This is a genomic window from Williamsia sp. 1135 (assembly GCF_002095395.1).
In the GTDB taxonomy this organism is placed as follows: Bacteria; Actinomycetota; Actinomycetes; order Mycobacteriales; family Mycobacteriaceae; genus Williamsia.
The window spans coordinates 14,934-40,696 of record NZ_MJEI01000088.1; the positions used below are offsets into that span (position 1 = coordinate 14,934).

Sequence of the window (25,763 nt, forward strand, 5' to 3'; positions counted from 1 at the left end):
GGGATTGACGGTTCGTGTTTGTCAAGCATTCGATTCTGTCCGACACCAAAGCTACGCCCGGATGCTGCGATGAGAGAAGCTCTGATGGCAGGCATGGTAGAATACAGGAGTGGGTGATCGCGATGGCGGCCTTCGGTCCGGAAACCGGTGCGGTGGGATGGGATTGGCGAGTGCACGGAACCTGTCGCGACGCCGGCATCGATTGGGATGTGTTCTTCACCCCGTCCGGACGTGAGTCCGCAACCGCGCGTCGACGTCGTGAAGCGGAGGCGAAATCGCTGTGCGCGACGTGCCCTGTCGTCAGGCAATGCCGAGAACACGCGGAGACCTTCGGCGAGAAACACGGGATCTGGGGAGGTTTGACGGTCGACGAACTCGCCGATCCGAGCTCGCGGATCCGCTCCGCCTGAGCTGTTCCGGCAACCCGCCGACATCGCGGCCCGTACGCTGAAGTCATGACCACAGACGTACCTGCAGTCGAACTGAACTCCGGCACCTCCATTCCGCAACTGGGACTCGGGGTTTGGCAAGCCACCAACGACGAGACCGAGCGTGCGGTGCTCTCGGCGATCGACGACGCGGGCTACCGGCACATCGATACCGCGGCAGCGTACGGCAACGAGGAGGGGGTCGGCCGAGCTCTGGCAGCCACCTCGGTCGCCAGGGAAGACCTCTACGTCACCACCAAGCTCTGGAACGCCGACCAGGGCTTCGAGCCCGCCCAGGCGGCGTTCGACAAGAGCCTGTCGCTCCTCGGCCTCGACTATGTCGACCTGTATCTGATCCATTGGCCGCTACAGAACGACGAACGATTGCTCCGGACGTGGGACGCCCTGGAGGCGATCGCCGAGTCGGGCCGGGCCAAGGCCATCGGTGTCTGCAATTTCGAGCCCCATCACCTGCAGCTTCTGGTCGACCGCGGTGGCACACTGCCCGCCGTCGACCAGGTCGAGCTGCATCCGCACCTGACCCAGCACGCGATTCGGGAAGTCGCAGGAGAGCACGGCATCGCGGTGGAATCATGGAGTCCACTGGGCGGCACCAGCAACTCGGGATGGGGCAAGGCGTCCAAGCCGAACACCCTGTTGTCCGATCCGGTGATTGCCGGTATCGCAGAGCGCCATGGCAAGTCACCCGCCCAGGTGCTCATCCGCTGGCACCTCTCGAACGGTCTGATCGTCATCCCGAAGTCGGTGAACCCGGAGCGGATCGCTCAGAACATCGACGTCTTCGGATTCGACCTGACCGACGCCGACCTGCAGGAGATCGCCACCCTCGACGACGGGGTCCGCGTCGGCATCCATCCCGACGAGATGAACCTCGGCGCACCCGAGTAATCCCCGGTTCATGCGCCGTTGACAGCTCGCTCGCCCACCCGTTTGCGCGCCGCCCACCCGAAATTCCGGGTGGGCGGCGCGAATTCAGGTGGGTGGGAGTCGTGGGGGCTGGTCGCCGTGCGGGATCGGAGGTCCCACCGCGAGAAGGCTGCCCACGGTGCGGCCCTTGCCCCAGCCGAGCTTTTCCCGGTAGGACCCCACGGCGGCATCGGCGAGCACCGATCGATCACGCAGCGGCGCGGATTCCGGTGACACGTAGAGCGCATCGGTGGGGCAGTAGGCCTCGCACATGAAGCACGTCTGGCAGTCGCTCTGCCGGGCGATCTCCGGAACGCCGTCCGGCCCGCGGTCGAAGACATCCGTGGGGCAGGCCTCGATGCATTTGTCGCATCCGATGCAGGCCTGCGCCAAGACCAGTTCGATCATGAGGCGTGTGCCAGCAGGACTGTCTCGGCGGGGCTGGTCGCGGTCCAGACGTGGTCGAGGCCGCCGGTGAGGATGTGATGATGCTGGCGCGGATCCAGGTCGGGATGATCGTCGCGCTTGCTCATGCCACGAGATTCGGTGCGCAACAATGCCGATCGGTACATCCAGCGACCGACTGCGGTCATGGCGGCGGCCTGCCGGGAACGGATCCGATCGATACCGCCGGTGGGAGCCAGCCCGGCGGACAGGTCGATCCACAGGTGGTCGAGTTCGTCGGCCGCCGCGGTCAACCGGTCTCCGCTGCGGAGGTAGTTCTTCTCGAAGGGGAGCAGTTGGGCCTGGGCGGCGGCGACCACGTCCTGGGCAGACACGGCCTGCCTGCCCTCGGGTCGCAGACCGGCGCGGCCGGCTCCGATGACATCGATCGCCGTCACTTTTCTCACCTGCCGGGCATGACGGGCCGCACCGGCACCGGCCCAGGTGCCCGACGACATCGCCCATGCCGAATTGTGGCTGCCCCCACCGGTGAATCCGCCGCAGATGCGCTCCCTGGTGGCGGCGTCGCCCGCCGCGAACAGGCCGGGCACCGTCGTCCGGCAGCTGTCGTCGACGATGTTGATGCCGCCGGTCCCGCGGACGGTGCCCTCGGCCAGCAGGTCGACCTCGAACCTGTCGGTGAACGGATTGATTCCACGGCGGTCGAACTGCAGGAAGAAGTTGGGCTGTCCCATCCGCATCTGCCGCTGGACGTCCGGGGTCGCCCGGTCCAGCTGGGCAAAGACCCTCTCCTGCAACAGGGTCCGGGCGATCACCGAGCGGCCCTTGGTGGAACCGGCGCCTTCGACGACCCGGCCGTCGCCGTGAAAGAATGTGGCGTAGCCGTAGTAGGCGGTCTTGGTCACGGTGGATCCGGCCGGAACGATGCCGTAGGCGTTGGAGAACTCCATCCCGGAGAATTCCGCACCGACCTCGGCTGCCATCAATGCACCGTCACCGGTGTTCACGTTGGTGCCGAGCGCCCGGGACAGGAATGCGCATCCGCCACTGGCGAGCACCACCGCGCCGGCAAGAATCGTGTAGTCGCGATTCTCGTGTCGCTGGTATCCGGCCGCACCGCGGACCGATCCATCGGTTTCGACGAGCAGTTCGAGAGCGGGTGAATGATCAAGGATTCGCACGCCGACCCGCTGGATCCACGCGCGCATCCGGCGCATGTATTCGGGGCCCTGCACGCCCGTACGGTCCTGCGCGCCGGTGGTCGGGTCGACCGGGAACGGGTACCGGCCTTCGGTACCGAGGCGTTCCATGTTCGTGAACGTCTGCGGGAGAACCCGATCCATCCAATGGTGGTCGGCGAGATGGCCACCGAGTGTTTCCCTGCTCGCCTTGGCGGCGCTGCGCTTCTCGGGATCGGGCGCGACGTACCAGACCCCGGTGCCCGATGGCGCGGTTGCGCCGCTGGTCCCGCAGTAGCCTTTGTCGACCAGGACCACGTCCGCGCCACTCTCGCGGGCATGCAGGGCCGCCCACGTGGCGGCCGGTCCACCGCCGATCACGAGTACATCGGTGGACAACTCCAGAGGTGCGGACACGTGAACTCCTGACGAGGTGGCGGTCCACCGTTCGGCGGCCGAGACGCGGCGGAGCTCGACCAGTCCGGTGGGACATCTGCCGGTCAGAGTAGGACGGGCGTACCGGGTCCGAGAATGGTTGCGGTCAGGTTGATTCTGGCCCCGGGGTCGTTCCTGACTTGCCAGGATGTGCCCGCACCGCAATAGTCGGATCATGTCCTCCGAAGATGCTGCTCTCATCGAGTTCGTCACCGAACACACCCGCGGCACCCTGGCCACCATCCGGCGCAGCGGGGTACCGCAGCTGTCGACGATCAGTTATGCCTTCGACCCACGGGCGCGGTTGTTCCGGATCTCGGTCACCGCAAGCCGTGCGAAGGTGGCGAACCTCCGTCGCGACCCCCGGGCCAGCATCCACGTCAGTAGTGCCGACGGTTGGTCGTACGTGGTCGCCGAGGGACGAGTGGAGCTCAGTCCGGTCGCTGTGCAGACGCAGGACGACGACACGGTGTCGGAGCTCATCGACGTTTATCGGGACATCCTCGGCGAGCACCCTGATTGGGACGAATACGCCCGTGCCCTGGTGTCCGACCAGCGCCTCGTGATCCGGCTCCACGCAGACCACGTCTACGGGCAGGTGTCGGACCCGATCTGATCGCGGCACAGAAACACACGCTTCAGTAATTTGCACACTTCGCAACGTGTGCAAATGGCCGGAACGTGTGCATCTGTGGACTACGCAACAGGGACGGGGAGGCTGCGCGCCTGGCGATGCTGTCCCATCACGCTGCTGATCGGGACAATCGGGTCGCCCAACTGGCGGAACGACACTCGTGACAGGCGTCCAAATTCTGCTATCTGGTTCCGCTCTAGAATTGCCCTGATTTCTAGTGGCGGTAACGATGCTCCGGCGCGCTACCCTGGGTGACATCAGTCACTTGCCCGAAGGGGGTTGCCGTGTCACCGGAAGCACAAGAACTACTGGATTTCGAGGTCCGCTGGTACCCGCTGGGTGGTGGACCGTCGCAGCAGATCCACGAGCAGTTCGGCATGTCCGATCGCGACTACTTCGTCAAGATCAACGACCTCCTCGACACCGAGCCGCCTGAGACGCTGTCACCTGTCGCGGTCGACAAGATGCGCAGCGTCGTCCGGCGGCGGCTCTGGCTGGCGAAGTAGTCGCGGGGCGAGTTCGGAGCAGGCTCATGAGAGCCGGCGTTTGGCTTCTTCCTTCAGGCCCTTCTGCGCGGTGTTGAGCGCCGTCTTCTGAGCCTGCTTGACGATGAGGCCCGGGAGCTTGATCTTCAGGTCCACCTCGAGCTCGAAGGCAATGTGCGATCCCTCGCCCTTTGCGGTCACGGTGTACTGGCCGTGCTGGTGCGAGAGCTGATCTGCCTCGATCAGGTCCCAGGTGCAGGTGTTCTCGGTCCAGGTGTAGTTGAGCAGCTGGTGGTCGGTCATGCCGACCGCCTGGAGTTCGAGCTTCACGGTCTTGGGCGAACCATCTTCGTGTTCGTCGACGATCTCGGCCTTTTTGTGGGGTCCGGACCAGTCGGGGAGTGCTTCGACATCCATGAGGATTTCCATGATGACCGCAGGGGGTGCATCGATATCGAATTCGGTCTTTGCGTTGACAGGCATGGAACAAAAAGTACACCGAGGAGGGCCGATCCTGAGACGGGTTCCGAAGAGGTGGACACCGGTGTCGTAGACGGCAGAGAATCGGACGCCGCCGTCAGAGGGTGGCGGCATCGCAATTGAGCCTCGTGACAACAACATTGACCGGTGAGGACGGAGCGCTCGGTCGGGTTCTATTTCGTGACCGGACCGATGCAATCGAACGGCGGCACGAAGGCCATGGGCGGGAGTACGCTCAGCCCTGAGCGGCGCCCGGGGGCCAACCCGGGTGGCGCGGGTGCTTGAGGAAGTCGCGGCCGGATTCGGTCCGTTTCGCCGAGCGCGGGGGACATTGCACATTTCTATCTCGATGGGACCAAGGTTGTTCATTCGCAAGGTGTTTCGCAGGCGTCAGCGGACCGCGGTCCGGGTCGCGGTGGTGGGTCTCGTCGGAACGGGAGCGCTCGCGCTGGCCGGTCTCGCCGGTGGTGGCGCGGCATCGGCAGATCCGCTGACCTGCACAGCAGCCAACGGGCACAACGTAATCCGGACAGATGGCCAAGGCGGTTGCGGCGCCAAGGCCGGCCCGGGAAGTACCGCGCACGCCGAAGACCACAGTCGCAAGGGCACCGCGGTCGCGTCGTCGAACACCGGCGGCAACGCCACGGCCATCAATCTGCAACCGGGTACGGCGGCTTTGTCGGGGGCGGTGTCCGGCGGCACGGGATACTCGGTGACCACAGGCCCCGGCGGCCTCGCCATCACGCAGGCCCGGCAGGGCGGCACCTCGCTCGCAGTTGCCGGTTGGGGTGGCACGGCCTACTCCGGCGAATACGGAGCCCAATGCACCGGCAGCTTCGCCGCTGCGATCGATACCAACACCGGCCAGGCCTGCATCGGCTCGGGTGGCATCTGGCTCTCGACACCGAGACCTCAATAGACCCAGGGCGGGGGCGCACACGAAAAACCCCCGCACTTCCAACGAAGGGCGGCGCCGCTGACGGTGTCGCCCTTCGTGCTGGATTGATGCCGGTCTCAGGCAGGAGCGATCGGCGGGCTGGAGAAACCGGCCGACCGCCCGGTCATCTCCCTGTCGAACGTCCGCTGGGCCACCTGCATCGACTCGGCATAGGCGGGGAGTGCGAGCCGGCGCCAGATCTCATCGTCGGGGACATCCTCGACCCTCGACACCACCCACCAGATGTTGCCGAACGGGTTGCGGACCCGGCCTCCGCGGTCGCCCCACGCGCTGTCCGACAACGGGGTGATCACTGTGGCTCCTCCAGCGACTGCATTGGCGACAGCGACCTCGGCGTCGGGTACGAACACCCGGAGCAGGGACGGCATCGTCGGCCAGTCAGGCCGACGGTCGAATGCGAGCAGTACGGTGTCGCCTACGCGGATCTCAGCGTGGCCGATGGTGCCGTCCGCTGTGGCCACGCGCGCGAGTTCGACGCCGCCGAACGCGGTGGTGACGAAATCTAGTAGGGCGCCTGTGTCGTCTGTGACCATCCATGGTGCAACCGAGGTGTAGCCGGCGGGAACTGAACAATTCATCTGGTGGGCCCCTTTGCGCTGTCGATCCGTCCGGTGTCTGCGTAGCGGATGTGTTGCTGGGTGGACGGTATGGCCGATCGAGGTCAGTTTCGGTCCGCAATGGCGGCGCGGGTCCTGGCGCGCATTCGTCCCGCGTTCATCGGCTCGCCATGTCTCGGTGGTCGCGACAGATTAGGTTTGATCGGTGAACGAGATCCTGCGCCTTTCAGATTTTGGTCCCGACCATCCCGACATCGGTCCGGACTTCAGTGTTGTCGCCGGGCGCGAGGCCCTGCAGCACATCGTCGACCTCGCCGATACGACCCAATTCCTGGTCGACGATCGCGACGACGACGATCCGCGACTGCTGACCCTCCCGGGTCGCAACGTCATAGACACCTGGCGGGAGGACTACCCGTACGACGAACGGCTCAGCCGCGATGAGTACGAACTCGACAAGCGGTTGTTGCAGATCGAACTGCTGAAACTGCAGCAGTGGATCAAGGCCACGAAGCGGCGGCACATCATGGTGTTCGAAGGCCGTGACGCCGCAGGCAAGGGTGGCACGATCAAGCGCTTCATGGAGCACCTCAATCCTCGTGGTGCGCGCGTGGTGGCCCTCGAGAAGCCCAGCGAGCGGGAGTCCACCGAGTGGTACTTCCAGCGGTTCGTCCAGCACTTTCCGGCTGCCGGCGAGATCGTCATGTTCGACCGGTCCTGGTACAACCGCACCGGCGTCGAGCGAGTCATGGGATTCGCCACCGAGGAGCAGCACGCGACGTTCGTCCGTCAGGCCCCGTTGTTCGAGCAGATGCTGGTCGACGACGGCATCAGCCTGACCAAGTTCTGGTTCTCGGTCAGCCCGCTGGAACAGCGCACCCGGTTCGCGATCCGGCAGGTCGATCCGGTCCGGCAGTGGAAACTCTCCCCGATGGACCTCGCTTCCCTGGACAAATGGGACCGCTATACGGCGGCCAAGGAAGAGATGTTCACCTTCACCGATACCGACCACGCGCCCTGGACCGTGGTGAAGAGCAACGACAAGAAGCGCGCTCGGCTCAACGCGATGCGTCATGTCCTGAACCTCTTCGACTACGACAACAAGGACGAGAGCGTCGTCGGTAAGCCTGATCCGCTCATCGTCGGACGGGCGCGTGACCTCGCCGGTGAATAGGCGCCTGCGCCATCTGCGGCTTGCGGATCGGTAGCCTGGGCCGGTGCGTTCATTCCTGACTGCTCTGCTGTGCCTCGTCGCCATCGTCGGGGCCGCCATCGCCGTGCCCGCGTTCTGGGTGAACGAGCACGTGGTCGACCGTGATGGGTTCTCCGAAACCGTTGCGCCCCTCGCAGACAACGCGAAGGTGCAGCAACTGATCGCCGACGAGATCACCACGCAGGTCGGGGTGGCCGCTCCGCTGGTCCCCTCGGCGCTGGTGCAGCCGTTGGCCGACGCCTACACCCGGGGCAGCGAGTTCCCGAAGGACTTCGCGGAGGTGATGAACCAGCAGCATGACTGGTTGTTCTCCGAAGCCACTCCTGAGGACGAGGGACGGGTCATGTCCCTCGACCTGACCCCGATGGTGAACCGGGTGCTGTCCGAGCAGGGGCTTGGTGCGATCCAGGTCGAGGGGCCCATCGAGGTGCCGCTGAGCGACTCCGCGCAGGCCGGGCTCGAGGCGGGCCGCTATCACCAGCTCGGTGAACAGATCGGGTACATCGCTTTCGGCGCGGCGATAGCGGCGATCGTCGCGACCCTCGGCGCGCTGATCTTCGCCCGCCGGCGTGGCCTGGTGCTGCTGGCAGTCGGTTTCGGCGTCGTCATCGGCGGGATCCTGACCTGGTTGCTCGGCGAATGGGCCCGCCGCCGGGCGCAGGACGAAGTCGGCGGCGCTGAGGGATCGGCGCGCGAGGTCGCAGATCTGATGGTCGACAAGGTGGTCGACAACATGCAGAACGTCGGACTGATCGCCGTCGGTGCAGGTGTCGCGCTGGCCGCGATCGGTCTGTTGATCTCAGCTCTGTTGGAGCGCCGGAGGTAGCGAGCCGCCGCTGTCGGTGACCCGTGCGAACATGTGTTCGTGTCGGATGAACCGGGATCGCACGCGCGGGTGGTGAGAGAGCAGGCGAGCATTCTGCACGCCGATCTCGACTCCTTCTATGCCTCGGTCGAGCAGCGCGACCACCCGGAGCTGCGTGGACGGCCCGTGATCGTGGGCGGTGGGGTGGTCCTCGCCGCAAGCTATGAGGCCAAGGCCTGCGGTATCCGGACTCCCATGAACGGCCGCGACGCCCGGAAGCTGTGTCCTGAGGCGGTGGTGGTGCCGCCTCGATTCGATGCGTACACCGAGGCGAGCCGCGCGGTCTTCGAGATCTTCCACGACACCACGCCCTTGGTCGAGGGCATCTCGATCGATGAGGCGTTCCTCGACGTCGGCGGTCTGTATCGGGTCAGCGGCACCCCGAGGGAGATCGGCGCGAAGCTGCGTGAGCAGGTCCGCGTGGACGTAGGGCTGCCGATCACCGTGGGCATCGCGCGGACGAAGTTCCTCGCGAAGGTTGCCAGCGCGGTCGGCAAACCCGATGGACTGCTCGAGGTCCCGGCCGACCAGGAACTGGCTTTTCTGCATCCGCTTCCGGTGGAGCGATTGTGGGGCGTCGGAGTAGTCACCTCGCGGAAGTTGCGAGATGCCGGGCTGAACACCGTCGGTGATCTGGCCGCGGTGGGGCAGGTGTCCTTGGGTTCTCTGCTGGGGCGCGGCGCCGGACGGCACCTCTACGCGCTGGCCCTGGCGCGCGATCCGCGCCCGGTCGAGGGCGGAAAGCGGAGACGATCGATCGGGTCGCAGCGCGCCCTGGGACGCAAGCCCAAGTCCCAGGAAGACCTGGAGGCGACGATGGTGGCGATCGTCGACAGGCTCGGCAAGCGGCTGCGCACAGCTGGACGGGTGTGTCGCACCGTGGTGCTGCGGCTTCGCTTCGACGACTTCACCCGAGCCACCCGTTCGCGGACCCTGTACGAACCGACCGACGGCACGCAGGTGCTGATGACCGCGGCCCGCGGACTCCTCGCGGACGCGATGCCGATCATCCGGACCAAGGGCTGCACGTTGGTCGGGTTGTCTCTGACCAATCTCGACAGCAACAGCTCGATTCAGATGGCACTGCCGTTCGAGGAGCATCACCAAGAGAAGCTGGACATCACCATTGACGGTCTGCGTGACCGCTTCGGCTCCGGATCGGTGACCCGGGCGGTGCTGCTCGGCCGCGACGCGGGTATGTCGGTGCCGATGCTGCCGGACTGAAACCCCCGGGTCAGGCGGGGGCCGTGGCCAGCGCTTCGCGTTCGTTCCGCTCGGCGAGCTCCCGGATCGCCTCAGCAGACTCGGCGGCCGTGTCGCGTCGGTACTGGATCAGGGAGTAGATGAATGCCCCTACCCAGACCGCGATGATGATCGAGTAGATGACCCAGCGTGCGCCGGTGTCCAGCGCGAAGCCGTCTTTGCCGATGATCGTGCGGGTGTTGGTCAGGATGATGAGGCCGCCGACGCTGGCACCGAGCAGTCGGGGTGGGAAGTGCCGGACGAGAAACGCCGCGATGGGTGCGGCGATCACACCGCCGACCAGGATGGCCGCCGCGTAACCGAAGTTGATGCCTTCACCGCTGAGATTGGTGAGGAATCCGATGGACGCGGCCACGGCGATGATAAACTCGCTGGTGTCGATCGTGCCGATGACCTTGCGCGGTTCCATACGGCCGGAGGCGAGGAGCGCGGGCGTGCCAACCGGCCCCCAGCCACCTCCGCCGGTGGCGTCGATGAAACCGCCGAAGACCCCGAGTGGCGTCAGGAACCGGTGCCGCAGCGGCTTTCCGAGGTTCGTCGTGTTGATGCCGCGGAAGGTGAACCGGACCAGGACGTAGATGCCCAGCAATAGCAGGATCGTCGCCATGAGCGGCTTCGCGACGTCGGTGGGCAGATTCGAGACGAAGGTGGCCCCGAGGTAGGCGCCGATGCCGCCAGGGATCCCGATCTTTGCGACGACCTTCCAATCGACGTTGCCGAACCGCCAGTGCGAGAACCCGGACACCAGGGACGTGCCGATCTCGGCGAGATGCACCGTCGCGCTCACGGCTGCCGGTGACAGCGTGGTCAAGGCGAGCAGGAAGGTGGTCGCGGTGACGCCGAACGCCATGCCGAGGCTGCCGTCCACGAGTTGACTGAACAGCCCTACGAAGGCGACGACAAGCAGGGTGGGCATGAAACCTCCGGAGGGGTGTGGTGGCGCTGAGCGGCACGGGTAACCGACTTGTCTGAGCTTGTATAACAACCACGAGACTGCGGCCGGAGGTTTCGGCGCACCGTGATTTTCTCGGCGGCCAACGCTGGACAACGCGACCCGGGCGTGGTTGCGGAGGTGAGCCGCCCGCACTGCTGTTCGAAAACTGCAGGTAGAAGGGTCGCGAACTCTTCGCTACGGTGTCTAGATGGCTTCACCCACCGTCTCCGACTCGAACGACCTGACTCCAGACGTCGTCGATGACAAGGGGCCGGCGCCTGTCGATGCTCGCGCCGGCGAAAATCTCTATTGGGGTCGACGGGCCGCGGCACGCCTGCAGCTGTCGTCGTGGCAGGCACCCTGGGTGGTGGCGCTCGCGACCTTCGCGATCACCGCGACCCTCTACATCGTCTACGCCGTGAGGCGGTATGAACGGCTCGGGTTCACCGGCTGGGACCTGGGGATCTTCACGCAGGCGGTCAAGGCGTACAGCCGCTTCGAGTCACCGATGGTGCCTCTGGAGGGCACCGACATCAATTTGATGGGCGACCACTTCCAACCCTGGATCGCGCTCATCGGCCCGCTGTATCGACTGTGCCCGTCCCCGATCACGTTGCTGATCGTGCAAGCTCTTCTGTTCGCCGTTGCCGCGATCCCGATTGTCCGGCTCGCCACCAGGCAACTGGACGTCGTGATCGGGGTCCTGATCGCGATCGCCTACGGTCTCGCGTGGGGCGTGGCGCACGCGTTGGCGTTCGACTTCCACGAGATCGCCCTCGCGGTACCATTGATGGCCTTCTCGCTCGTGGCGTTGGTAGAGGAGCGTTGGCGAGCAGCATTGCTGTACGCACTGCCGTTGGTGTTCTGCAAAGAAGATCTCGGACTGACGGTTGTTGTGGTTGCGGCTGTCGTCGCATTGCGCTGCGGATCGCGGACGTACCGGTGGGCTGCAGCGACCGCGGTCTGGGGTCTGGTCTGGACCGTGCTCGCGGCGAAGGTGATCGTGCCGGCCTTCAGCAGTGCCGACTACTCGTACGGATCGAAGTTCGCGGAGTCGCCCGCAGAGGGTGTTCGCGAATTGGTGCTCGGGTTCGCCGCCGGAGACGCCAGGGCCTCCACCGCCTTCATGCTCCTCGTCATCACGGTGTTCCTCGCGGTTCGCTCACCGATCGCACTCGTCGCGATCCCGACCATCGCGTGGCGGTTCTGGAGCACCAATCATCTCTACTGGTCCGACGACTACCACTACGACGCCATCCTGATGCCGGTCGTGTTCGTCGCGATGATCGACGCGTTGATGACCTTGCGCAGGCGTGGCTGCTCGCGCCGGGTGCTGACCGGGTTCGCCGCGGGCGCCGCGGTGATCGCAGTGGTGCTGACCGCGGGTGGCCCTCTGCACCGACTGGCCGAACGCGACTTCTATACCCCGGCCACCGCCGCACAGGCAGTTGCGGCGCTCGAAGAGCAGATACCGGCCGGAGCATCGGTGGCCGCCACCAACAACATCGCACCGCAATTGGTGGCCGACCACGAGGTGACACTCTTCCCGCGGCTCGACCGGGATCGGTCCATTCCGCAGTGGATCATGGCGGACACCAACACCTATGGCATGTTCCCGACCAGTCCGCAGGGTGTGCGGGACGCCCTCGAGAAGGTCGAGAACGGTCGCCAGTACCGCGAGGTCGCCGAGCGGGGCGGGGTCGTGTTGCTCGAGCGACGTTGACCCTGACCACCGTTCACGGCCTCAGCGGCTCAACTTCTCCCACAGGAACTCGTAGGCCAGAGCGGACTTGAACGCCGCCTGTTTGTTGTCGGCTGCACCGCCGTGCCCGCCCTCGATGTTCTCGTAATAGCTCACCGTGTGGCCGTACTCCTCGAGGCGGGCGACGAACTTTCGTGCGTGTCCCGGGTGGACCCGGTCGTCGCGCGTCGAGGTGGTCATCAGGAGTTCAGGGTAGGTCGCGTCTTCACGGAGCAGTTGGTAGGGAGAATATTCGGAGATGAACGCCCACTGCTCCGGGTCGTCCGGATCGCCGTATTCCGCCACCCATGAGGCCCCGGCGAGCAGCAGGTGATAGCGCTTCATGTCCAGCAGCGGGACCTGGCACACGAGTGCGCCGAAGAGCTCGGGGTAGCTCGTGAGCATCACTCCCATGAGCAACCCGCCATTCGATCCACCCTGTGCCGCCAGCTGTTTCGGAGTGGTGAGTCCGCGATCGACCAGGTTCTTTGCGACACTGGCGAAATCCTCGTAGACGAGATGACGCCCGGCGAGTTGCGCCTGGGTGTGCCAGGTCGGCCCGTACTCCCCGCCGCCCCGGATGTTCGCGATCACGTAGATTCCGCCCCGCTCGATCCAGCTGCGTCCCGAGATCGCGCCGTATGCGGGTGTCATCGAGTTCTCGAATCCGCCGTAACCGTAGAGCAGGGTTGGCCCGGTGTTGACGTCATCCCGCTTGACGACGAAATACGGCACCTGGGTGCCGTCATCGGACGTGGCGAAGTACTGTGACGCAGTCACATTCGCGGTGTCGAAGAGGGCAGGCGACTGCTTGATGGGCGCGACACCGTCTGTGCTCGACCCGTGCAGCAGGCTCGGAGGCGTGGTGAAACTGCTCGCCGACAAGAACAGTTCGTCACTGTGATCGGGATCGGTGTCGAGGACACCGATGGTCGCCAATTCCGGTAGACCTGCGAGCTCGGAAACACTCCAGTCGTCGACGCTCAGCAACCGGAGTTCGGTCTGCACGTCTCGCAGGGTCACCAGTACCAGATGCGCGGACGTGAACGAGAAGTTCTGCAGACTCGTGTGCGCATCGGGCGAGAACAGCACCGTCGCATCGCGACTGCCGCTCTTGTAGGTGTCATAGTCGAATACCAGTAGGGTCCCGGTCGGGTAGGTGGTCTGTTCGTCGAGCCGCCACGGCGACCGGGTGAAGATCAGAAGCCAGTTCCGATGGACGCTCGTGTGCGCGTCGCTGGGGACATCGATCAGAGTGATCGCGTCGCCGTCGAGTTCGTAGAATTCTTGGTTGAAGAAGTCCGTCGACCGGATGAGGAAGTGACGCTCGAATCCGATCGTGTCGTCGTACATCGCCTGCACGGCCACGTCTTCGACGGCGCCGGTGTACACCACCGGAGCCTGTTCCAAGGGCGTACCGCGGGTCCAGCGTTTGACCACGCGCGGATAACCGGAGTTGGTCAGTGCGGAGCCACCATCGGGTTGGTCGCCGAAGTCGGTGCCGACGTAGACGGTGTCCTCGTCGATCCAACCGATGTCGGACTTGTTCTCGGGCAACGTGAATCCACCATCGTCGGCGGTGATCCACGTCCGTGTGACCATGTCGAACTCGCGGACGATCGATGCGTCGGCACCTCCCCGCGAGAGCAGGATGAGTGCGCGGCGGTGATCGGGGCGCAGCACCAGAGCGCCTTTCCACACCCAGTTCTCGTCCTCGTCGGCGGCGACGGTGTCGAGGTTGATCAGCACGTCCCATTCCGGGGCGTCGGTACGGTACTGCTCCAGGGTGGTGCGACGCCACAGGCCTCGGGGATTGGCGGCGTCGCGCCAGTAGTTGTACAGGTACTCGCCGCGGCGGCGGACGTACGCGATGCGGTCGTCGGTGTCGAGAACCTCCAACGCGCCGGACTGCAGGTCGGAAAACCTCGTCGATGTGGTCAACGTGTCGATGGTCGGCTGATTGTGCTCGCGGACCCAGGCCAGGGCCTTGTCGCCGGTCACATCTTCGAGCCAGAGGTAGGGATCGGAATCACTCACGCCGACCAGTCTGCCGCAACGGTTCACCACCGGGCAGTCAGGGAGTCGAGGGAGGATTCTGCAGATGCCCGGCGAGGACGGCCAGGTTCATGGTGAGTATCTCGAGTGCGAGGGCCTGATCGACGGTGTCCAGGACGTCGCCCGCTGTGTGCACGTCGGTATTCGCGCGGTCGTCGGCCTCGATGATGAGAACCGCCGGGAGTCCGGCATCGATGAACGGGACGTGATCACTGGCGAACGGGTTCAGCGACGTGGTCACCTCCAGCGCCGTCCAGGTGCCTGCAGCAGCGACGAGTTCGGACATCAAGGTCTTCGATGCTGGGCCGCCCTCGATCATGACTCCGGGCTGCGCGGTGTTCCTCCTGCCGATCATGTCCATGTTGATGATCGCGCGCAGGCGAGCTCTGGTCTCGGTGTCGAGGCCGCCGACGTAGTCGAGGCTCCCGAGTAATCCCTGTTCCTCTCCGCCGAACAGGATCAGCACGACATCGTTCGACCAGTCCCTGCCGGCGAGGACGCGGCCGAGTTCGAGGACGCCCGCCGATCCACTGGCATTGTCGTCGGCACCCGGCGCGGGAAGGGATCGGCCTTCCTGGTTCACCGAATCGAGATGCGCGGTGACCGCGACGAGTCCCCGCGGGGCCGCGCCGGTTCCGGTGCGGTGGGCGAGCAGGTTCTCACTCCGGCCGTCTCCGACGGCGATGGGACTGCGGGTCACGGAGTAGCCCAGACCGGCGAGCTCGGTGGCGGCAAAGGACATCACCGCAGCGAACTCCGGGCTCAGGGAGTGGCGGGTGGTCGGGGCCGCGATCGTCGTCAGGTACCGCGCGTAGTGCGCAGGGGACAGGGTCGCGACGAGTGTGGCCAGCTCCGGATCCCGGGCGCCCTCCACCTTTGGCGGATGCTCGAGCGGCGACAGTTTGATCCGCCCGGTATCCGATCGGCGACAAGTTTTCTCGTGCTCGATCACAGTCGGCGTATCTCGAGTCGGTCATCGGCCTGATGGACGACTTCGAGGGATGCGCCGGAAGCGTGCGCCGCGCGGCTCGGGGTGTCGTCGCGCCCCAGTCCGAGCTCGACGACGGTGCCGTCCGGGTCGAGCTCGAGTCCGCGACGTCCCCGGGCCGGCGGGAAGCCGAAGCCGTCGGGCCTGTAGACGGCGACGTCGTCGTGGTCTTCCTCGAAGGAGTGCCACCAGGTCTGGGCGGTCATGGTCAGCTACCTCGTCGTAGTCGGCATGGGCGCCCGCAGTGATGACCGGGCGGTCTCGAGGCAGGTGCGCATGCGGCTGACCTGCCCGACTGTGAACATGACCATCGTGTCGTCGTCGACATAGTCCATATAGTCCATGAACAGATCGCCCGAGGGCCCGTTGTTGCAGCTGACCTTGGGAAAGGTTGGCTTGCCGGTGTTCTCCGAACCCTGATTGGGGGTATCGGAGACCTCATCGGTGCCGCCGCAGCCACTACCGTCGTCGCCCCAGATGTGGAACAAGTTGAGGTAGTGGCCGACCTCGTGTGTCGCTGTTCGACCGAGGTTGAACGGTTCTGTGGCCGTTCCTGTGGTCCCGAATGCGGTGTGGGTGATCACCACGCCGTCGGTGTCTTTCGGGCCGCCGGGGAACTGCGCGTAGCCGAGGAGCCCGCCGCGGAGCTGGCCCACCCACATGTTGAGGTAACGGTCGGCAGGCCAGGCGTCGGCGCCGCCGCTGTCGCTGTATTTGATCGCGTTGTCGGTGCCGAAGGAACTCTGGGTCGTCGAGGTGCGGGTGATCCCCGACGTCGGATCGCCGTCGGGGTCGACGGTCGCCAGGACGAACTCGATCTTGGCGTCGCCGACGAGGTCGGAGAAGACCTCGGGCACGGCCGCCAGGTCTGCGTTGGTCGCCCGGTAGTCGTGGTTGAGGACCTCGATCTGGCTGACCACCTGGTCTTCAGAGATGTTCTCGGCGTCGGTACGGGCCACGACGTGCACGACCACGGGGATCTGGACCACCTCTTCGGTGGTCCGCTCCAGCCGCTGGAAGTCCCTGGTGGTGTTCTCCAGGTCGGCCCGGGCGCGGCGGTATTGCGACGAGTCGGTCAGCAGCCGGCGGTGCTCGGCCATGGCCCCACACGTGCGGCGGGCCGGGGGTTCGATGTTCGTCATGTGCATCAGACGCCCCGGGAGCGATCTCGGTTCCCCACCACCCCGATCTTGGTGGGTTTTGGCGCAGTCGAGCTGGGGTTTTGATCACCAGAACCCACCAATTCGGGAACCGTGTCGATTCGAGCGGACGTCGATCGTCATCACTGTGCAAGCGACAATGAGCAAAGAAACCAGAAGGAGAACATCATGCGCTACTCACTACTGTTGAACAACGCCGAACCGGCCGAGGGCGAGATTCCGGCGAAGGCGATCGAAGAGATGCAGGAGGCCTTCGGTGTCTACGGCAGGGCGCTCGAGTCGGCAGGCGTCCTCGTCGCCGGCGAGATCCTGCAACCGGTGGCCGCGAGCACCACGGTCACGTTGCGGAACGGAAGCGTGCAGGTGCAGGACGGACCGTTCGCCGATACCAAGGAAGCGTTGGCCGGGGTCTTCGTGATCGACGTTCCCGACCTCGACGCGGCGCTGGCGTGGGCGGAGAAGTGCCCGGGTGCGCAGTACGGCGTGATCGAGGTGCGTCCGGTCGCCATCTCGCTGATCGACGGCGCCTGGCGTTGAGCCGATGACCGATTCCGATGCGAGGGTGCGGGCCGCGCAGGCTGCCCGAACGTCGTACGGGCGGTTGCTGGCGTTGCTCGCGGCGGCCGACGGTGACGTACCCGCCGCGGAGGACGCGCTCTCGGATGCGTTCGAGCGGGCGCTCACGCGGTGGCCGGTTGACGGGACACCGGACAATCCCGACGGCTGGATCCTGACCGTTGCCCGGAACCGGCAGCGGGATCGCTGGAAGTCGGCATCGCATCGGACGTCGGTGGAGATCGATCCCGACCGCGACTGCGGCGCACACCTCGACGCCATCGACCCCGACGCGATACCGGACAGGCGCCTCGCGTTGATGCTCGTGTGCGCGCATCCCGCGATCAACCCGGCAGTGCACACCCCGCTGATGCTGAACACCGTGCTCGGTTTCACCGCCGAACAGATCGGACGTGCGTTCGCGATTCCGTCGAAAACTCTTGCCGCCCGCCTGGTCCGGGCAAAACGCCGGATCAAGGATGCTCGGATCCCGTTCCGGATACCCGACCGTGACGTCCTGCCCGGCCGGATGCCCGCCGTCCTCGAAGCCGTCTACGGAGCCCATGCCATCGACTGGCACAGCAGTGGCACCGAGGTCCGCGAGTCGCTGACGACCGAGTCTTCGTACTTGGCCCAGACGCTGGTGGACGTGGCTCCGGGTGACGCCGAGGCGCTCGGACTCGCCGCGCTGATCTGGCTGTCGAATGCGCGTCTGCCCGCCAGATTCGACACCGTGGGCAATCTCGTCCCGCTGCCGGAGCAGGATGTCGCGCTGTGGGACGGTGCCTTGATCGACCGCGGTATCGAGCTCCTGCGGGCCGCCCATCCGCTGGGTGATCTCGGTAGATACCAGCTCGAGGCCGCCATGCAGGCCGTGCACGTCGCACGCCGGGACACGGGGACCACCGACTGGCCGACGCTGCGGGATCTGCACCAAACGCTCGACGCGGTGGCACCGAGCCTGGGCGGAACAGTCGCGTTCGCTGTGGTGACCGCCGAGATCGACGGGCCGGCGGCAGGGCTCGAACTGCTCGACGCCATCGGCGACGAGTCGGCGCATTTCCAGCCCGCATGGAGTGCCCGGGCGCACCTGCTGGACCGCCTCGGCAGACGCGAGGACGCGATCACCGCGTTCGACAAAGCGATCTCCCTGACCACCGATCCCGCCGAACGCGGCCATCTCGTGGCGCGGCGAGAGGGTTTGAGCTAGGCCACCACCTCGCCGGTCCTGACCGGGCAACGGGTGTGGGTGTAGATCGTGGGCATACAGAGATTGCAGTGCGTGCACTTCGACACGGTCGTCGGATCGGCCTCGATTCGCAGCGGCAGGTCTGGTTCGCGGAGCAGCGCCCGGCCCATCGCCATGAAATCGAAGCCCTCGGCGAGCGCGAGGTCCATCGAGGCCCGATCGGTGATGCCACCGAGCAGGATCAACGGCATCGACACCGCGGCCCGCAGTTGGCGAGAGAGGGGCAGCAGATAGGCGGGGTGGTAGTCGTACTCCTTGAGAAAGAAGGGCGCGACGGCCTTGAGTCCCCATTTCATGGCACCACGGAACGCGTCGGCGAACTCCTTGCGCGGAGCGTCGCCATGGAACAGGTACATCGGGTTCAGCAATGAACTGCCCGCGGTCGGCTCGATGGCGTCGAGGTAGCCGTCCGACTCGAACAGCCTCCCGACCTCGCAGGCCTCGTCGACGCCGAAGCTCCCCGGGAATCCGTCGTACATGCTCAGTTTTGCCCAGACAGCGATGTCAGGGCCGACCTCGTCGCGGACGGCCTGGGTGATCTCGCGGCAGAAGCGTGCGCGGTTGATCAGCGAACCGCCGTACGCATCGTGGCGGCGATTGAGCAGTGGGCTCAAGAAGCAGCTCGCAAGATAATTGTGGCCGAAATGGATCTCCAGCCCGTCGAACCCACTGTCCACGGCGATCCGGGCGGCCCGCCGGAACTTTGCGAGAATCACGGCGATGTCGTCGGTGTCGACCTTTTTGCACAGCGCCATACCCATCGGGGCGGGGATACGCGACGGGGCGAGCGCCCTGGCCTGATTGGAAATCGAGTTGGCGACCGGCCCGGCATGGCCGAGCTGTGCCGCCGCGAGGGCGCCTTCGGAGTGGATGGCGTCGGTGAGTTCGATCAGACCGGGTATCGCCTCGGGTCGCATCCAGATCTGATGGCGGTCGGTGCGTCCTTCCGGGGAGATCGCGCAGTAGGCGACGGTACACATCGCAACCCCACCGGCGGCGACCTCGCGGTGGAACTCGATGAGTTGCGGGGTGACCAGCGCGTCGGGCGTGGCCCCTTCGAAGGTCGCGCACTTGATGAGTCGATTGCGCAGACGCAATGGACCGAGGTCGGCTGGAGCAAAGGGTGTGGGCTGCACCTTCGCGACGGTATCGGTGATCGGCACGCCAAACAAGAACATGTTCTAGTTCGGCACCGTAAGGGTTCAATCCGGACGCGGTTGGGTACCGAATACCAGAGGAGTGCACATTCAGATACGAATGTGTGCTGCGAAGACACAGAGCGGTCGGGGACTGCGACGTAAGGGCGTTCCAATGAATGCACGGACACATCCGAGCCCTCGACATCTGCGGCTGTGCGAACCCGAGAACAGCCCGGCCTTCGACGGACTCCCTGCCGACCCTGACACCGCCGAGTACCGGGACAGTGGGTCGGGCAGCGCGGTATCGATGGCGCGTCCCGACCGTTGGCTGTGGATTCCTGCGGGCTGAGGAAGTAGTCACCGAGAACGGTTTTTCCGTCCGCGTGTTCGCCTGCAGCGGTCTGGGCCCCCACAAGGGGGTATCCGTCAGCGCCCGGAACTGCTGAGACGTAGGGTGGACGTCGTGGCTGAACACTTTGACACAGTTGTCCTTGGCGGAGGTCCGGGAGGTTACGTCGCCGCGATCCGGTCGGCGCAACTCGGAGCAAAAACCGCAGTAATCGAAGAGAAGTACTGGGGCGGTGTCTGCCTGAACGTGGGCTGCATCCCGTCCAAGGCGTTGCTGCGCAACGCCGAGCTGGCGCACATCTTCAACCATCAGGCGAAGACCTTCGGCATCTCGGGGGACGTGAGCTTTGATTTCGGCGCGGCGTTCGACCGCAGCCGGAAGGTCTCGGACCAGATCGTCAAGGGTGTGCACTTTCTGATGCGCAAGAACAAGATCACCGAGATCGACGGGTACGGCGTATTCAAGGACGCCAAGACCATCGAGGTCGGTGACCGGGAGATCACGTTCGACAACGTCATCATCGACACCGGCTCCACCGTGAAGTCGCTGCCCGGCGTGAAGCTGTCGGAGAACGTCGTCGACTACGAAACGCAGATCCTCACCCGTGAACTCCCCGGCTCGATCGTCATCGTCGGCGCCGGCGCCATCGGCATGGAGTTCGGCTACGTGCTCGCCAACTACGGCGTCGACGTCACGATCGTCGAGTTCCTCGACCGCGTGCTCCCCAACGAGGACAAAGATTCCTCGAAGGAGCTGGCCAAGCAGTACAAGAAGCTGGGCATCAAACTCCTCACCTCCACCAAGGTGCAATCGGTCGACGACCAGGGCTCGCAGGTCGTCGTCAAGTACAAAGATGCCAAGGACGCCGAAGGTGAGCTCACCGTCGACAAGGTGCTCATGTCGGTCGGATTCGCTCCCCGCGTCGAGGGCTTCGGTCTGGACAAGACCGGTGTCGAACTCACCGACCGCGGCGCGATCGCCATCGACGAGTACATGCGCACCAACGTTGACAACATCTACGCGATCGGTGATGTGACGGCGAAGCTGCAACTCGCCCACGTGGCCGAGGCGCAGGGTGTCGTGGCGGCGGAAACGATCGCCGGAGTCGAGACCATGCCGCTCGGCGACTACCGGATGATGCCGCGCGCCACGTTCTGTCAGCCGCAGGTCGCTTCGTTCGGACTCACCGAGGATCAGGCCAAGGACGAGGGCTACGACGTGAAGGTCACCACCTTCCCGTTCACCGCCAACGGCAAGGCCCAGGGTCTCGGCGAGCCCGCCGGCTTCGTCAAGCTCATCACCGACAAGAAGCACGATGAACTGATCGGCGGGCATCTGGTGGGCGACAACGTCTCCGAGATGCTGCCCGAGCTGACGTTGGCCCAGAAGTGGGACCTCACGGCCAACGAACTGGCCCGCAACGTCCACACCCATCCGACCCTGTCCGAGGCGATGCAGGAGACCTTCCACGGCGCCATCGGGCACATGATCAATCTCTAGAGTTTCCGTGACAGGCGTGGGGCCCGGCGATGTTTCGCCGGGCCCCGCGCCCGTCTCCAGGTTGTGGACCCCGCCCTGGCCCTTGGACATCCGGGCGACGGTAGGCCTGCACCGCCGCGGCAGCGGTGACCCCGCGATGAAGTACGCGCCGAACGGCTCGATCTGGCGGGCGATCCATACCCCGGACGGCCCGGGGACGTTGGCGATGTCGCGGTCGGGGGACGCGGTACTCGGACGGGCCTGGGGTCCGGGCAGGCAGTGGCTGCTCGATCAGCTGCCGCTGATGCTGGGCAGCGAGGACAATCCCGAGGACTTCGTCGCGCATGACGAGGTCGTCGGCAAACTCGCGCATCTGGGCCAGGGCTTGCGGATCGGCCGCACCGATCGGGTGTGGGAGGCGTTGGCTGCGGCCGTGCTGGAACAGAAGGTCACCGGCCGGGAGGCCTGGCGGGCCTGGCGGTACATCGTCAACAAGTACGGCGAACCCGCGCCGGGGTCGCCGAGTATGAAAGTCCCTCCGCCCCGGGCGGTCTGGCGTGAGATACCCCAATGGGAATGGCATGCCAGCGGTGCTGAGCCGCCACGGCGTCGCACCATCGTCCATGCTGCGGGTTACGACGTCGAACGCAAGGTGGACCGCCTGGAGTTGTTGCGCGGGATCGGACCGTGGACGGCCGCGGAAGTTCGCTGTCGCGCTGTGGGCGACGCGGACGCCGTCCCGGTGGGGGACTTCCACGTCCCGTCCATGGTCGGGCGGGCGCTCATCGGTCAGCGCATCGACGACGACCAGATGCTCGAACTGCTCGAACCCTATGCCGGACATCGCTTTCGCGTAATCCGGTTGATCATGCTGTACATGAAGATGCCCGCCCGCCGCGCGCCGAGGATGCCGACCCGGGACTACCGCAACATCTGACCCGAGACGCCGCCGACCGTGCCGAAGATGCCGCCGACCGTGCCCATCCGACCGTCGACCGTGCCGAACCAACCACCGATCGTGCCCATCCGACCGTCGACCGTGCCAAAGATGCCGCCGATCGTGCCAATACCGCCGTCGACCGTGCCCACATCGTCAGCGATAGGCGCCGCGGTCGCGTAGGTGCTTGTCGATATCTCTCAACAGTTCGTCGGACTCGTCGCGCATCCTGTCACCCGTCACCCGCAGGATGATCCACCCCATCCGCTTCAGCCGGGCGTCGCGAGCGGCATCATGCGCCCGCTGTTCGGCTGTTTCGTGGAATTCCGTTCCGTCGAACTCTATGCCGATCTTGAGTCGGCGGTACCCGAGATCCATCCTTGCGAACTCGTATCCGTTGTCGTCCAGCACGGAGATCTGCGCCTCCGGACGCGGGAGTTCGGCCTCGACGATGAGTAACCGCAGCCAACTCTCTGGTGGGGACTCCGACAGCGGATTGATATGGGGTATCAACTCGCGTATCTGCCGGATCCCGCGTGTGCCAGGATGTTCGACGACATAGCGCCACAACAGTCGGAGATCGATGTCTGCGGCATTGACCAAATCGTCGAGGCGACCGAGTGCTCGCCAGTGAGGTGGACGTCGTCCCAAGTCATAAGCGGTTCGGATAGGTGTGGTGACGCGCCGGCCGTCGATGACCATGACATCACCGGGCGAGAGATCGGAACGCACGACTCGAACGCCTCCACGGCAGCGACCTTGCCCAGTGGCATGGCGGCTGATCTCGATCTCGGAATCTGCCTCGTACCAAGAAATCCCGTGCAGGAACGCGGCGGACAACCCAGACACCACTGCTGACGGGCCCGCTCGGAGCAATGCGCCATCGATCAGATCGTGCGGGCCGAGCGACTTTGCCGCGCTGACCAGAACACCCCGATGCATTCTGCGGTGGTTCCGCTCCATCATTCGGCGCGTGATGCCGTCGGGCAGCGGTGCATCGGCCCCCCAGAATGGTCTGTCTCCACGTGTCATACCAAGGTTGACGTCGTCGATCGGGAAGCGGTTTCCACACTTGCCAGAGCGTGGATGGGTGACAGACCGGCCGGTCGGCACGGTCGGCGGTTGGTTCGGCACGGTCGGTGGTTGGTTCGGCACGGTCGGCGGTTGGTTCGGCACGGTCGGTGGTTGACGCTGCCGCATGTGGAGGGGATTCGGGGCCTGTCGGCGGTACAGGGCACCATGGGGTCATGACGACCACCGCAACGCGTGACCAGGCTCAGACGATTCTCGAGCAGCTGGCCGGCCCCGAGGCCGAGCTGCGCGACGACCAGTGGACCGCGATCGAGGCGCTGGTGGTGCAGCGTCGACGGGCATTGGTCGTGCAGCGCACGGGCTGGGGCAAGTCGGCGGTGTATTTCATCGCGGCCAAACTGTTGCGCGCCGAGGGTCGTGGCGCCACGGTCATCGTGTCGCCGCTGCTCGCGCTGATGCGCAACCAGGTGGCTTCTGCCGAACGCGCCGGGGTAAAGGCCGCGACGATCAACTCCGGCAATGTCACCGAGTGGGACGACATCCACCGGCGCGTCGCCGAGGGCGACCTCGACGTGTTGCTGGTCAGCCCCGAACGACTCAACAACCCCGACTTCCGCGACAACGTCTTGCCGGCGCTGGCCGCCGATGCCGGACTGGTCGTGGTCGACGAGGCGCATTGCGTCTCGGACTGGGGCCACGATTTCCGGCCCGACTATCGGCGCATCCGCACCTTGGTCGCCGAATTGGGTACTGATGTCCCGGTTCTCGCGACCACCGCTACCGCGAACGACCGGGTGGTCGACGATGTCGCGGCCCAGCTCGGGGTGGGTGGCGGCGACACATTGGTGCTGCGCGGGGGACTCGACCGCGAGTCGCTGCATCTGTCGGTGGTGAAGGTGGCCACCTCGGCCGAACGGGTCGCCTGGCTCGCTGCGCACATCGATTCGATCGAGGGCTCGGGAATCATCTACACCCTCACTGTCGCCGCGGCCCGCGACGTCGCCACGCTGCTCACCGACCTGGGGCACAAAGTCGCGGCCTACACCGGCGCGACCGACTCCGCCGAGCGCGAGCAGCTCGAGTCCGATCTGCTCGCCAACGACGTCAAGGCGTTGGTTGCGACATCGGCTCTGGGCATGGGATTCGACAAACCCGACCTCGGGTTCGTCATTCACCTCGGTGCCCCGTCGTCGCCCATCGCGTACTACCAGCAGGTCGGCCGCGCCGGCCGCTCCACCGCGAGCGCTGAGGTGATCCTGCTGCCGGGCAGCGAGGATCAGGAGATCTGGCGGTACTTCGCGTCGGTCGCTTTCCCTTCGGGGACATTGGTGCGCAAGGTGATCGACGTTCTCGACACCGAACGTCCGCAGTCCACCCCGGCCCTCGAACCGCTCGTCGACCTGGGCCGCTCGCGTCTGGAGATGGTGCTGAAGGTCCTCGACGTCGACGGTGCCGTCCGACGCGTCAAGGGTGGCTGGCTGGGGACGGGTCAACCGTGGACGTACGACGAGGACCGCTACGAAAAACTGGAGCAGGCCCGCCGCCGAGAGCAGCAGGCCATGCTCGATTACCAGTCGACCACCGACTGCCGCATGTCGTTCCTGCGGGCCCAGCTCGACGATCCCGACCTGGAGCCGAACAGCAAGTGCGGCCGCTGCGACAACTGTGCAGGCCAACGCTATTCGGCTGACGTCGATGGTCGCTCACTCGACGCCGCTCGTGATCAACTGCAGCGTCCCGGCGTCGAACTGGCGCCCCGCAAGCAGTGGCCGACCGGCATGAAAAAGCTGGGTGTCGAGTTGTCCGGAAAGATCAGCGAAGGCCCGTCGATGGGCCGCGTCATAGGCAGACTCAGTGACCTCGGCTGGGGCACCCGCCTACGACGCCTGCTCGACGAACCCGACGCTCCGGCATCCGATGACGTGATCAAAGCGGCCGTCGCGGTCTTGGCGGCCTGGCCCTGGCACACCCGGCCCACCGCGATCATGGGATTGGATTCTGACACGCATCCGATCCTGATCGGTTCCGTGGTCGACAAGCTGTCGCAGCTCGGACGCCTGACGAATCTCGGGACGCTGGGCTACTCACCCGATCGACGGCCGGTGACCGCTGCCAACTCGGCGTACCGTGTCGCCGCACTGGAGGGTTCGTGGGTCGACCCTGATCCAACGGTGATCGCTGACCTCACCGGCCCGATCCTGCTGGTCGACGATCTCTCCGACACCGGCTGGACCCTGACGATGGCGGCGCGACACCTGCGGCGCGCCGGTGTCGACGAGGTGCTCCCGTTCGCGCTCGCGAGCACCAACTAGCGGGT

Annotated in this window: 27 protein-coding genes; 15 read left to right on the plus strand and 12 right to left on the minus strand. The window is 65.6% G+C overall.

What is annotated here, in order from left to right; translation table 11 throughout:
* Window positions 1-122: 122 nt before the first annotated feature.
* Both BFL43_RS11530 and BFL43_RS11535 read left to right on the plus strand, forming a co-directional pair.
* Window positions 123-410 (plus strand): WhiB family transcriptional regulator, encoded by a 288-nt coding sequence (locus tag BFL43_RS11530; RefSeq protein WP_084892687.1) that lies wholly within the window; start codon window positions 123-125, stop codon window positions 408-410.
* A gap of 45 nt (window positions 411-455) precedes the next feature.
* Complete coding sequence (locus BFL43_RS11535; RefSeq protein ID WP_084892688.1) at window positions 456-1,337, plus strand: aldo/keto reductase; 882 nt, start codon at window positions 456-458, stop codon at window positions 1,335-1,337.
* Window positions 1,338-1,421: 84 nt separating this feature from the next.
* Here BFL43_RS11535 and BFL43_RS11540 read toward each other — a convergent pair whose 3' ends face one another.
* Both BFL43_RS11540 and BFL43_RS11545 read right to left on the minus strand, forming a co-directional pair.
* Entirely contained in the window at window positions 1,422-1,763 is a 342-nt protein-coding gene (locus BFL43_RS11540) for a ferredoxin family protein (protein WP_084892689.1), read from the minus strand.
* Window positions 1,760-3,355, minus strand: coding sequence for an FAD-binding protein (locus tag BFL43_RS11545; protein WP_084892743.1), 1,596 nt, complete (start codon window positions 3,353-3,355; stop codon window positions 1,760-1,762). The genes BFL43_RS11540 and BFL43_RS11545 overlap by 4 nt, the downstream gene beginning before the upstream one ends.
* 193 nt (window positions 3,356-3,548) lie before the next feature.
* On the opposite strand from BFL43_RS11545, the gene BFL43_RS11550 reads away from it, so the two are divergent.
* Both BFL43_RS11550 and BFL43_RS11555 read left to right on the plus strand, forming a co-directional pair.
* Window positions 3,549-3,989: a PPOX class F420-dependent oxidoreductase gene (locus BFL43_RS11550; RefSeq protein WP_084892690.1), complete on the plus strand. Its 441-nt coding sequence runs from the start codon at window positions 3,549-3,551 to the stop codon at window positions 3,987-3,989.
* A 302-nt stretch (window positions 3,990-4,291) separates the two neighbouring features.
* Complete coding sequence (locus BFL43_RS11555) at window positions 4,292-4,513, plus strand: DUF3263 domain-containing protein (RefSeq protein WP_084892691.1); 222 nt, start codon at window positions 4,292-4,294, stop codon at window positions 4,511-4,513.
* Between the two features lie 24 nt (window positions 4,514-4,537).
* On the opposite strand, the gene BFL43_RS11560 is transcribed toward BFL43_RS11555, so the two are convergent.
* Window positions 4,538-4,975 (minus strand): SRPBCC family protein, encoded by a 438-nt coding sequence (locus BFL43_RS11560; RefSeq protein ID WP_084892692.1) that lies wholly within the window; start codon window positions 4,973-4,975, stop codon window positions 4,538-4,540.
* A 358-nt stretch (window positions 4,976-5,333) separates the two neighbouring features.
* Between BFL43_RS11560 and BFL43_RS11565 the strand changes: the two genes are divergently transcribed.
* Window positions 5,334-5,891 carry a DUF6764 family protein gene (locus tag BFL43_RS11565; RefSeq protein ID WP_346425961.1) on the plus strand — a complete coding sequence of 186 codons (558 nt, stop codon included), beginning with the start codon at window positions 5,334-5,336 and terminating at the stop codon, window positions 5,889-5,891.
* Window positions 5,892-5,986: 95 nt separating this feature from the next.
* Here the strand turns inward: BFL43_RS11565 and BFL43_RS11570 are convergent, their stop codons facing one another.
* On the minus strand, window positions 5,987-6,508 hold the full coding sequence (locus BFL43_RS11570; RefSeq protein ID WP_084892694.1) for a VOC family protein: 522 nt from the start codon (window positions 6,506-6,508) through the stop codon (window positions 5,987-5,989).
* A 184-nt stretch (window positions 6,509-6,692) separates the two neighbouring features.
* Here BFL43_RS11570 and ppk2 point away from each other — a divergent pair, with 184 nt between their 5' ends.
* From ppk2 to dinB, 3 genes are read left to right on the plus strand one after another with little or no spacing between them, the layout of a single operon-like run.
* Window positions 6,693-7,661, plus strand: a complete 969-nt coding sequence (gene ppk2, locus BFL43_RS11575) for a polyphosphate kinase 2 (protein ID WP_084892695.1) — start codon at window positions 6,693-6,695, stop codon at window positions 7,659-7,661.
* Between the two features lie 43 nt (window positions 7,662-7,704).
* Window positions 7,705-8,526, plus strand: a complete 822-nt coding sequence (locus tag BFL43_RS11580) for a hypothetical protein (RefSeq protein WP_084892696.1) — start codon at window positions 7,705-7,707, stop codon at window positions 8,524-8,526.
* 39 nt (window positions 8,527-8,565) lie between these two features.
* A complete protein-coding gene (gene dinB / locus BFL43_RS11585; RefSeq protein WP_240498206.1) occupies window positions 8,566-9,789 on the plus strand; it encodes a DNA polymerase IV in 1,224 nt (407 codons plus the stop codon).
* Window positions 9,790-9,799: 10 nt separating this feature from the next.
* Here the strand turns inward: dinB and BFL43_RS11590 are convergent, their stop codons facing one another.
* Window positions 9,800-10,744: a sulfite exporter TauE/SafE family protein gene (locus BFL43_RS11590; RefSeq protein WP_084892697.1), complete on the minus strand. Its 945-nt coding sequence runs from the start codon at window positions 10,742-10,744 to the stop codon at window positions 9,800-9,802.
* Between the two features lie 226 nt (window positions 10,745-10,970).
* Between BFL43_RS11590 and BFL43_RS11595 the strand changes: the two genes are divergently transcribed.
* Window positions 10,971-12,485 (plus strand): DUF2079 domain-containing protein, encoded by a 1,515-nt coding sequence (locus tag BFL43_RS11595; protein ID WP_084892698.1) that lies wholly within the window; start codon window positions 10,971-10,973, stop codon window positions 12,483-12,485.
* Window positions 12,486-12,506: 21 nt separating this feature from the next.
* Here the strand turns inward: BFL43_RS11595 and BFL43_RS11600 are convergent, their stop codons facing one another.
* The 4 genes from BFL43_RS11600 to BFL43_RS11610 are packed head-to-tail and all read right to left on the minus strand — an operon-like array spanning window position 12,507 to window position 16,688.
* Window positions 12,507-14,540 (minus strand): prolyl oligopeptidase family serine peptidase, encoded by a 2,034-nt coding sequence (locus BFL43_RS11600; RefSeq protein ID WP_084892745.1) that lies wholly within the window; start codon window positions 14,538-14,540, stop codon window positions 12,507-12,509.
* Between the two features lie 37 nt (window positions 14,541-14,577).
* Window positions 14,578-15,510 carry a M28 family metallopeptidase gene (locus BFL43_RS11605; protein ID WP_084892699.1) on the minus strand — a complete coding sequence of 311 codons (933 nt, stop codon included), beginning with the start codon at window positions 15,508-15,510 and terminating at the stop codon, window positions 14,578-14,580.
* Window positions 15,507-15,752: a hypothetical protein gene (locus tag BFL43_RS29445; RefSeq protein WP_168176617.1), complete on the minus strand. Its 246-nt coding sequence runs from the start codon at window positions 15,750-15,752 to the stop codon at window positions 15,507-15,509. The genes BFL43_RS11605 and BFL43_RS29445 overlap by 4 nt, the downstream gene beginning before the upstream one ends.
* Before the next feature lie 6 nt (window positions 15,753-15,758).
* On the minus strand, window positions 15,759-16,688 hold the full coding sequence (locus tag BFL43_RS11610; protein ID WP_240498207.1) for a M43 family zinc metalloprotease: 930 nt from the start codon (window positions 16,686-16,688) through the stop codon (window positions 15,759-15,761).
* Between the two features lie 186 nt (window positions 16,689-16,874).
* Between BFL43_RS11610 and BFL43_RS11615 the strand changes: the two genes are divergently transcribed.
* Window positions 16,875-17,243: a YciI family protein gene (locus tag BFL43_RS11615; protein WP_084892746.1), complete on the plus strand. Its 369-nt coding sequence runs from the start codon at window positions 16,875-16,877 to the stop codon at window positions 17,241-17,243.
* 4 nt (window positions 17,244-17,247) lie between these two features.
* Window positions 17,248-18,471 (plus strand): DUF6596 domain-containing protein, encoded by a 1,224-nt coding sequence (locus BFL43_RS11620; protein WP_084892700.1) that lies wholly within the window; start codon window positions 17,248-17,250, stop codon window positions 18,469-18,471.
* Here BFL43_RS11620 and BFL43_RS11625 read toward each other — a convergent pair.
* Window positions 18,468-19,688, minus strand: coding sequence for an NADH:flavin oxidoreductase (locus tag BFL43_RS11625; protein WP_084892701.1), 1,221 nt, complete (start codon window positions 19,686-19,688; stop codon window positions 18,468-18,470). The two genes, BFL43_RS11620 and BFL43_RS11625, sit on opposite strands and share 4 nt — an antisense overlap.
* 133 nt (window positions 19,689-19,821) lie before the next feature.
* Here BFL43_RS11625 and BFL43_RS28945 point away from each other — a divergent pair, with 133 nt between their 5' ends.
* The 3 genes from BFL43_RS28945 to BFL43_RS11635 all read left to right on the plus strand — a co-directional run bounded on the left by BFL43_RS28945 (window position 19,822) and on the right by BFL43_RS11635 (window position 22,414).
* Window positions 19,822-19,998: a hypothetical protein gene (locus tag BFL43_RS28945; RefSeq protein WP_168176618.1), complete on the plus strand. Its 177-nt coding sequence runs from the start codon at window positions 19,822-19,824 to the stop codon at window positions 19,996-19,998.
* Between the two features lie 114 nt (window positions 19,999-20,112).
* On the plus strand, window positions 20,113-21,498 hold the full coding sequence (gene lpdA / locus BFL43_RS11630; RefSeq protein ID WP_084892747.1) for a dihydrolipoyl dehydrogenase: 1,386 nt from the start codon (window positions 20,113-20,115) through the stop codon (window positions 21,496-21,498).
* A 7-nt stretch (window positions 21,499-21,505) separates the two neighbouring features.
* A complete protein-coding gene (locus BFL43_RS11635; protein WP_084892702.1) occupies window positions 21,506-22,414 on the plus strand; it encodes a 3-methyladenine DNA glycosylase in 909 nt (302 codons plus the stop codon).
* On the opposite strand, the gene BFL43_RS28950 is transcribed toward BFL43_RS11635, so the two are convergent.
* Window positions 22,399-22,566 carry a hypothetical protein gene (locus BFL43_RS28950; RefSeq protein ID WP_168176619.1) on the minus strand — a complete coding sequence of 56 codons (168 nt, stop codon included), beginning with the start codon at window positions 22,564-22,566 and terminating at the stop codon, window positions 22,399-22,401. The two genes, BFL43_RS11635 and BFL43_RS28950, sit on opposite strands and share 16 nt — an antisense overlap.
* A 4-nt stretch (window positions 22,567-22,570) precedes the next feature.
* Window positions 22,571-23,356, minus strand: a complete 786-nt coding sequence (locus tag BFL43_RS11640; RefSeq protein WP_168176620.1) for a DUF559 domain-containing protein — start codon at window positions 23,354-23,356, stop codon at window positions 22,571-22,573.
* A 305-nt stretch (window positions 23,357-23,661) separates the two neighbouring features.
* Here BFL43_RS11640 and BFL43_RS11645 point away from each other — a divergent pair, with 305 nt between their 5' ends.
* Window positions 23,662-25,758, plus strand: a complete 2,097-nt coding sequence (locus BFL43_RS11645; protein WP_084892704.1) for an ATP-dependent DNA helicase RecQ — start codon at window positions 23,662-23,664, stop codon at window positions 25,756-25,758.
* The last annotated feature ends 5 nt before the right edge of the window (window positions 25,759-25,763 follow it).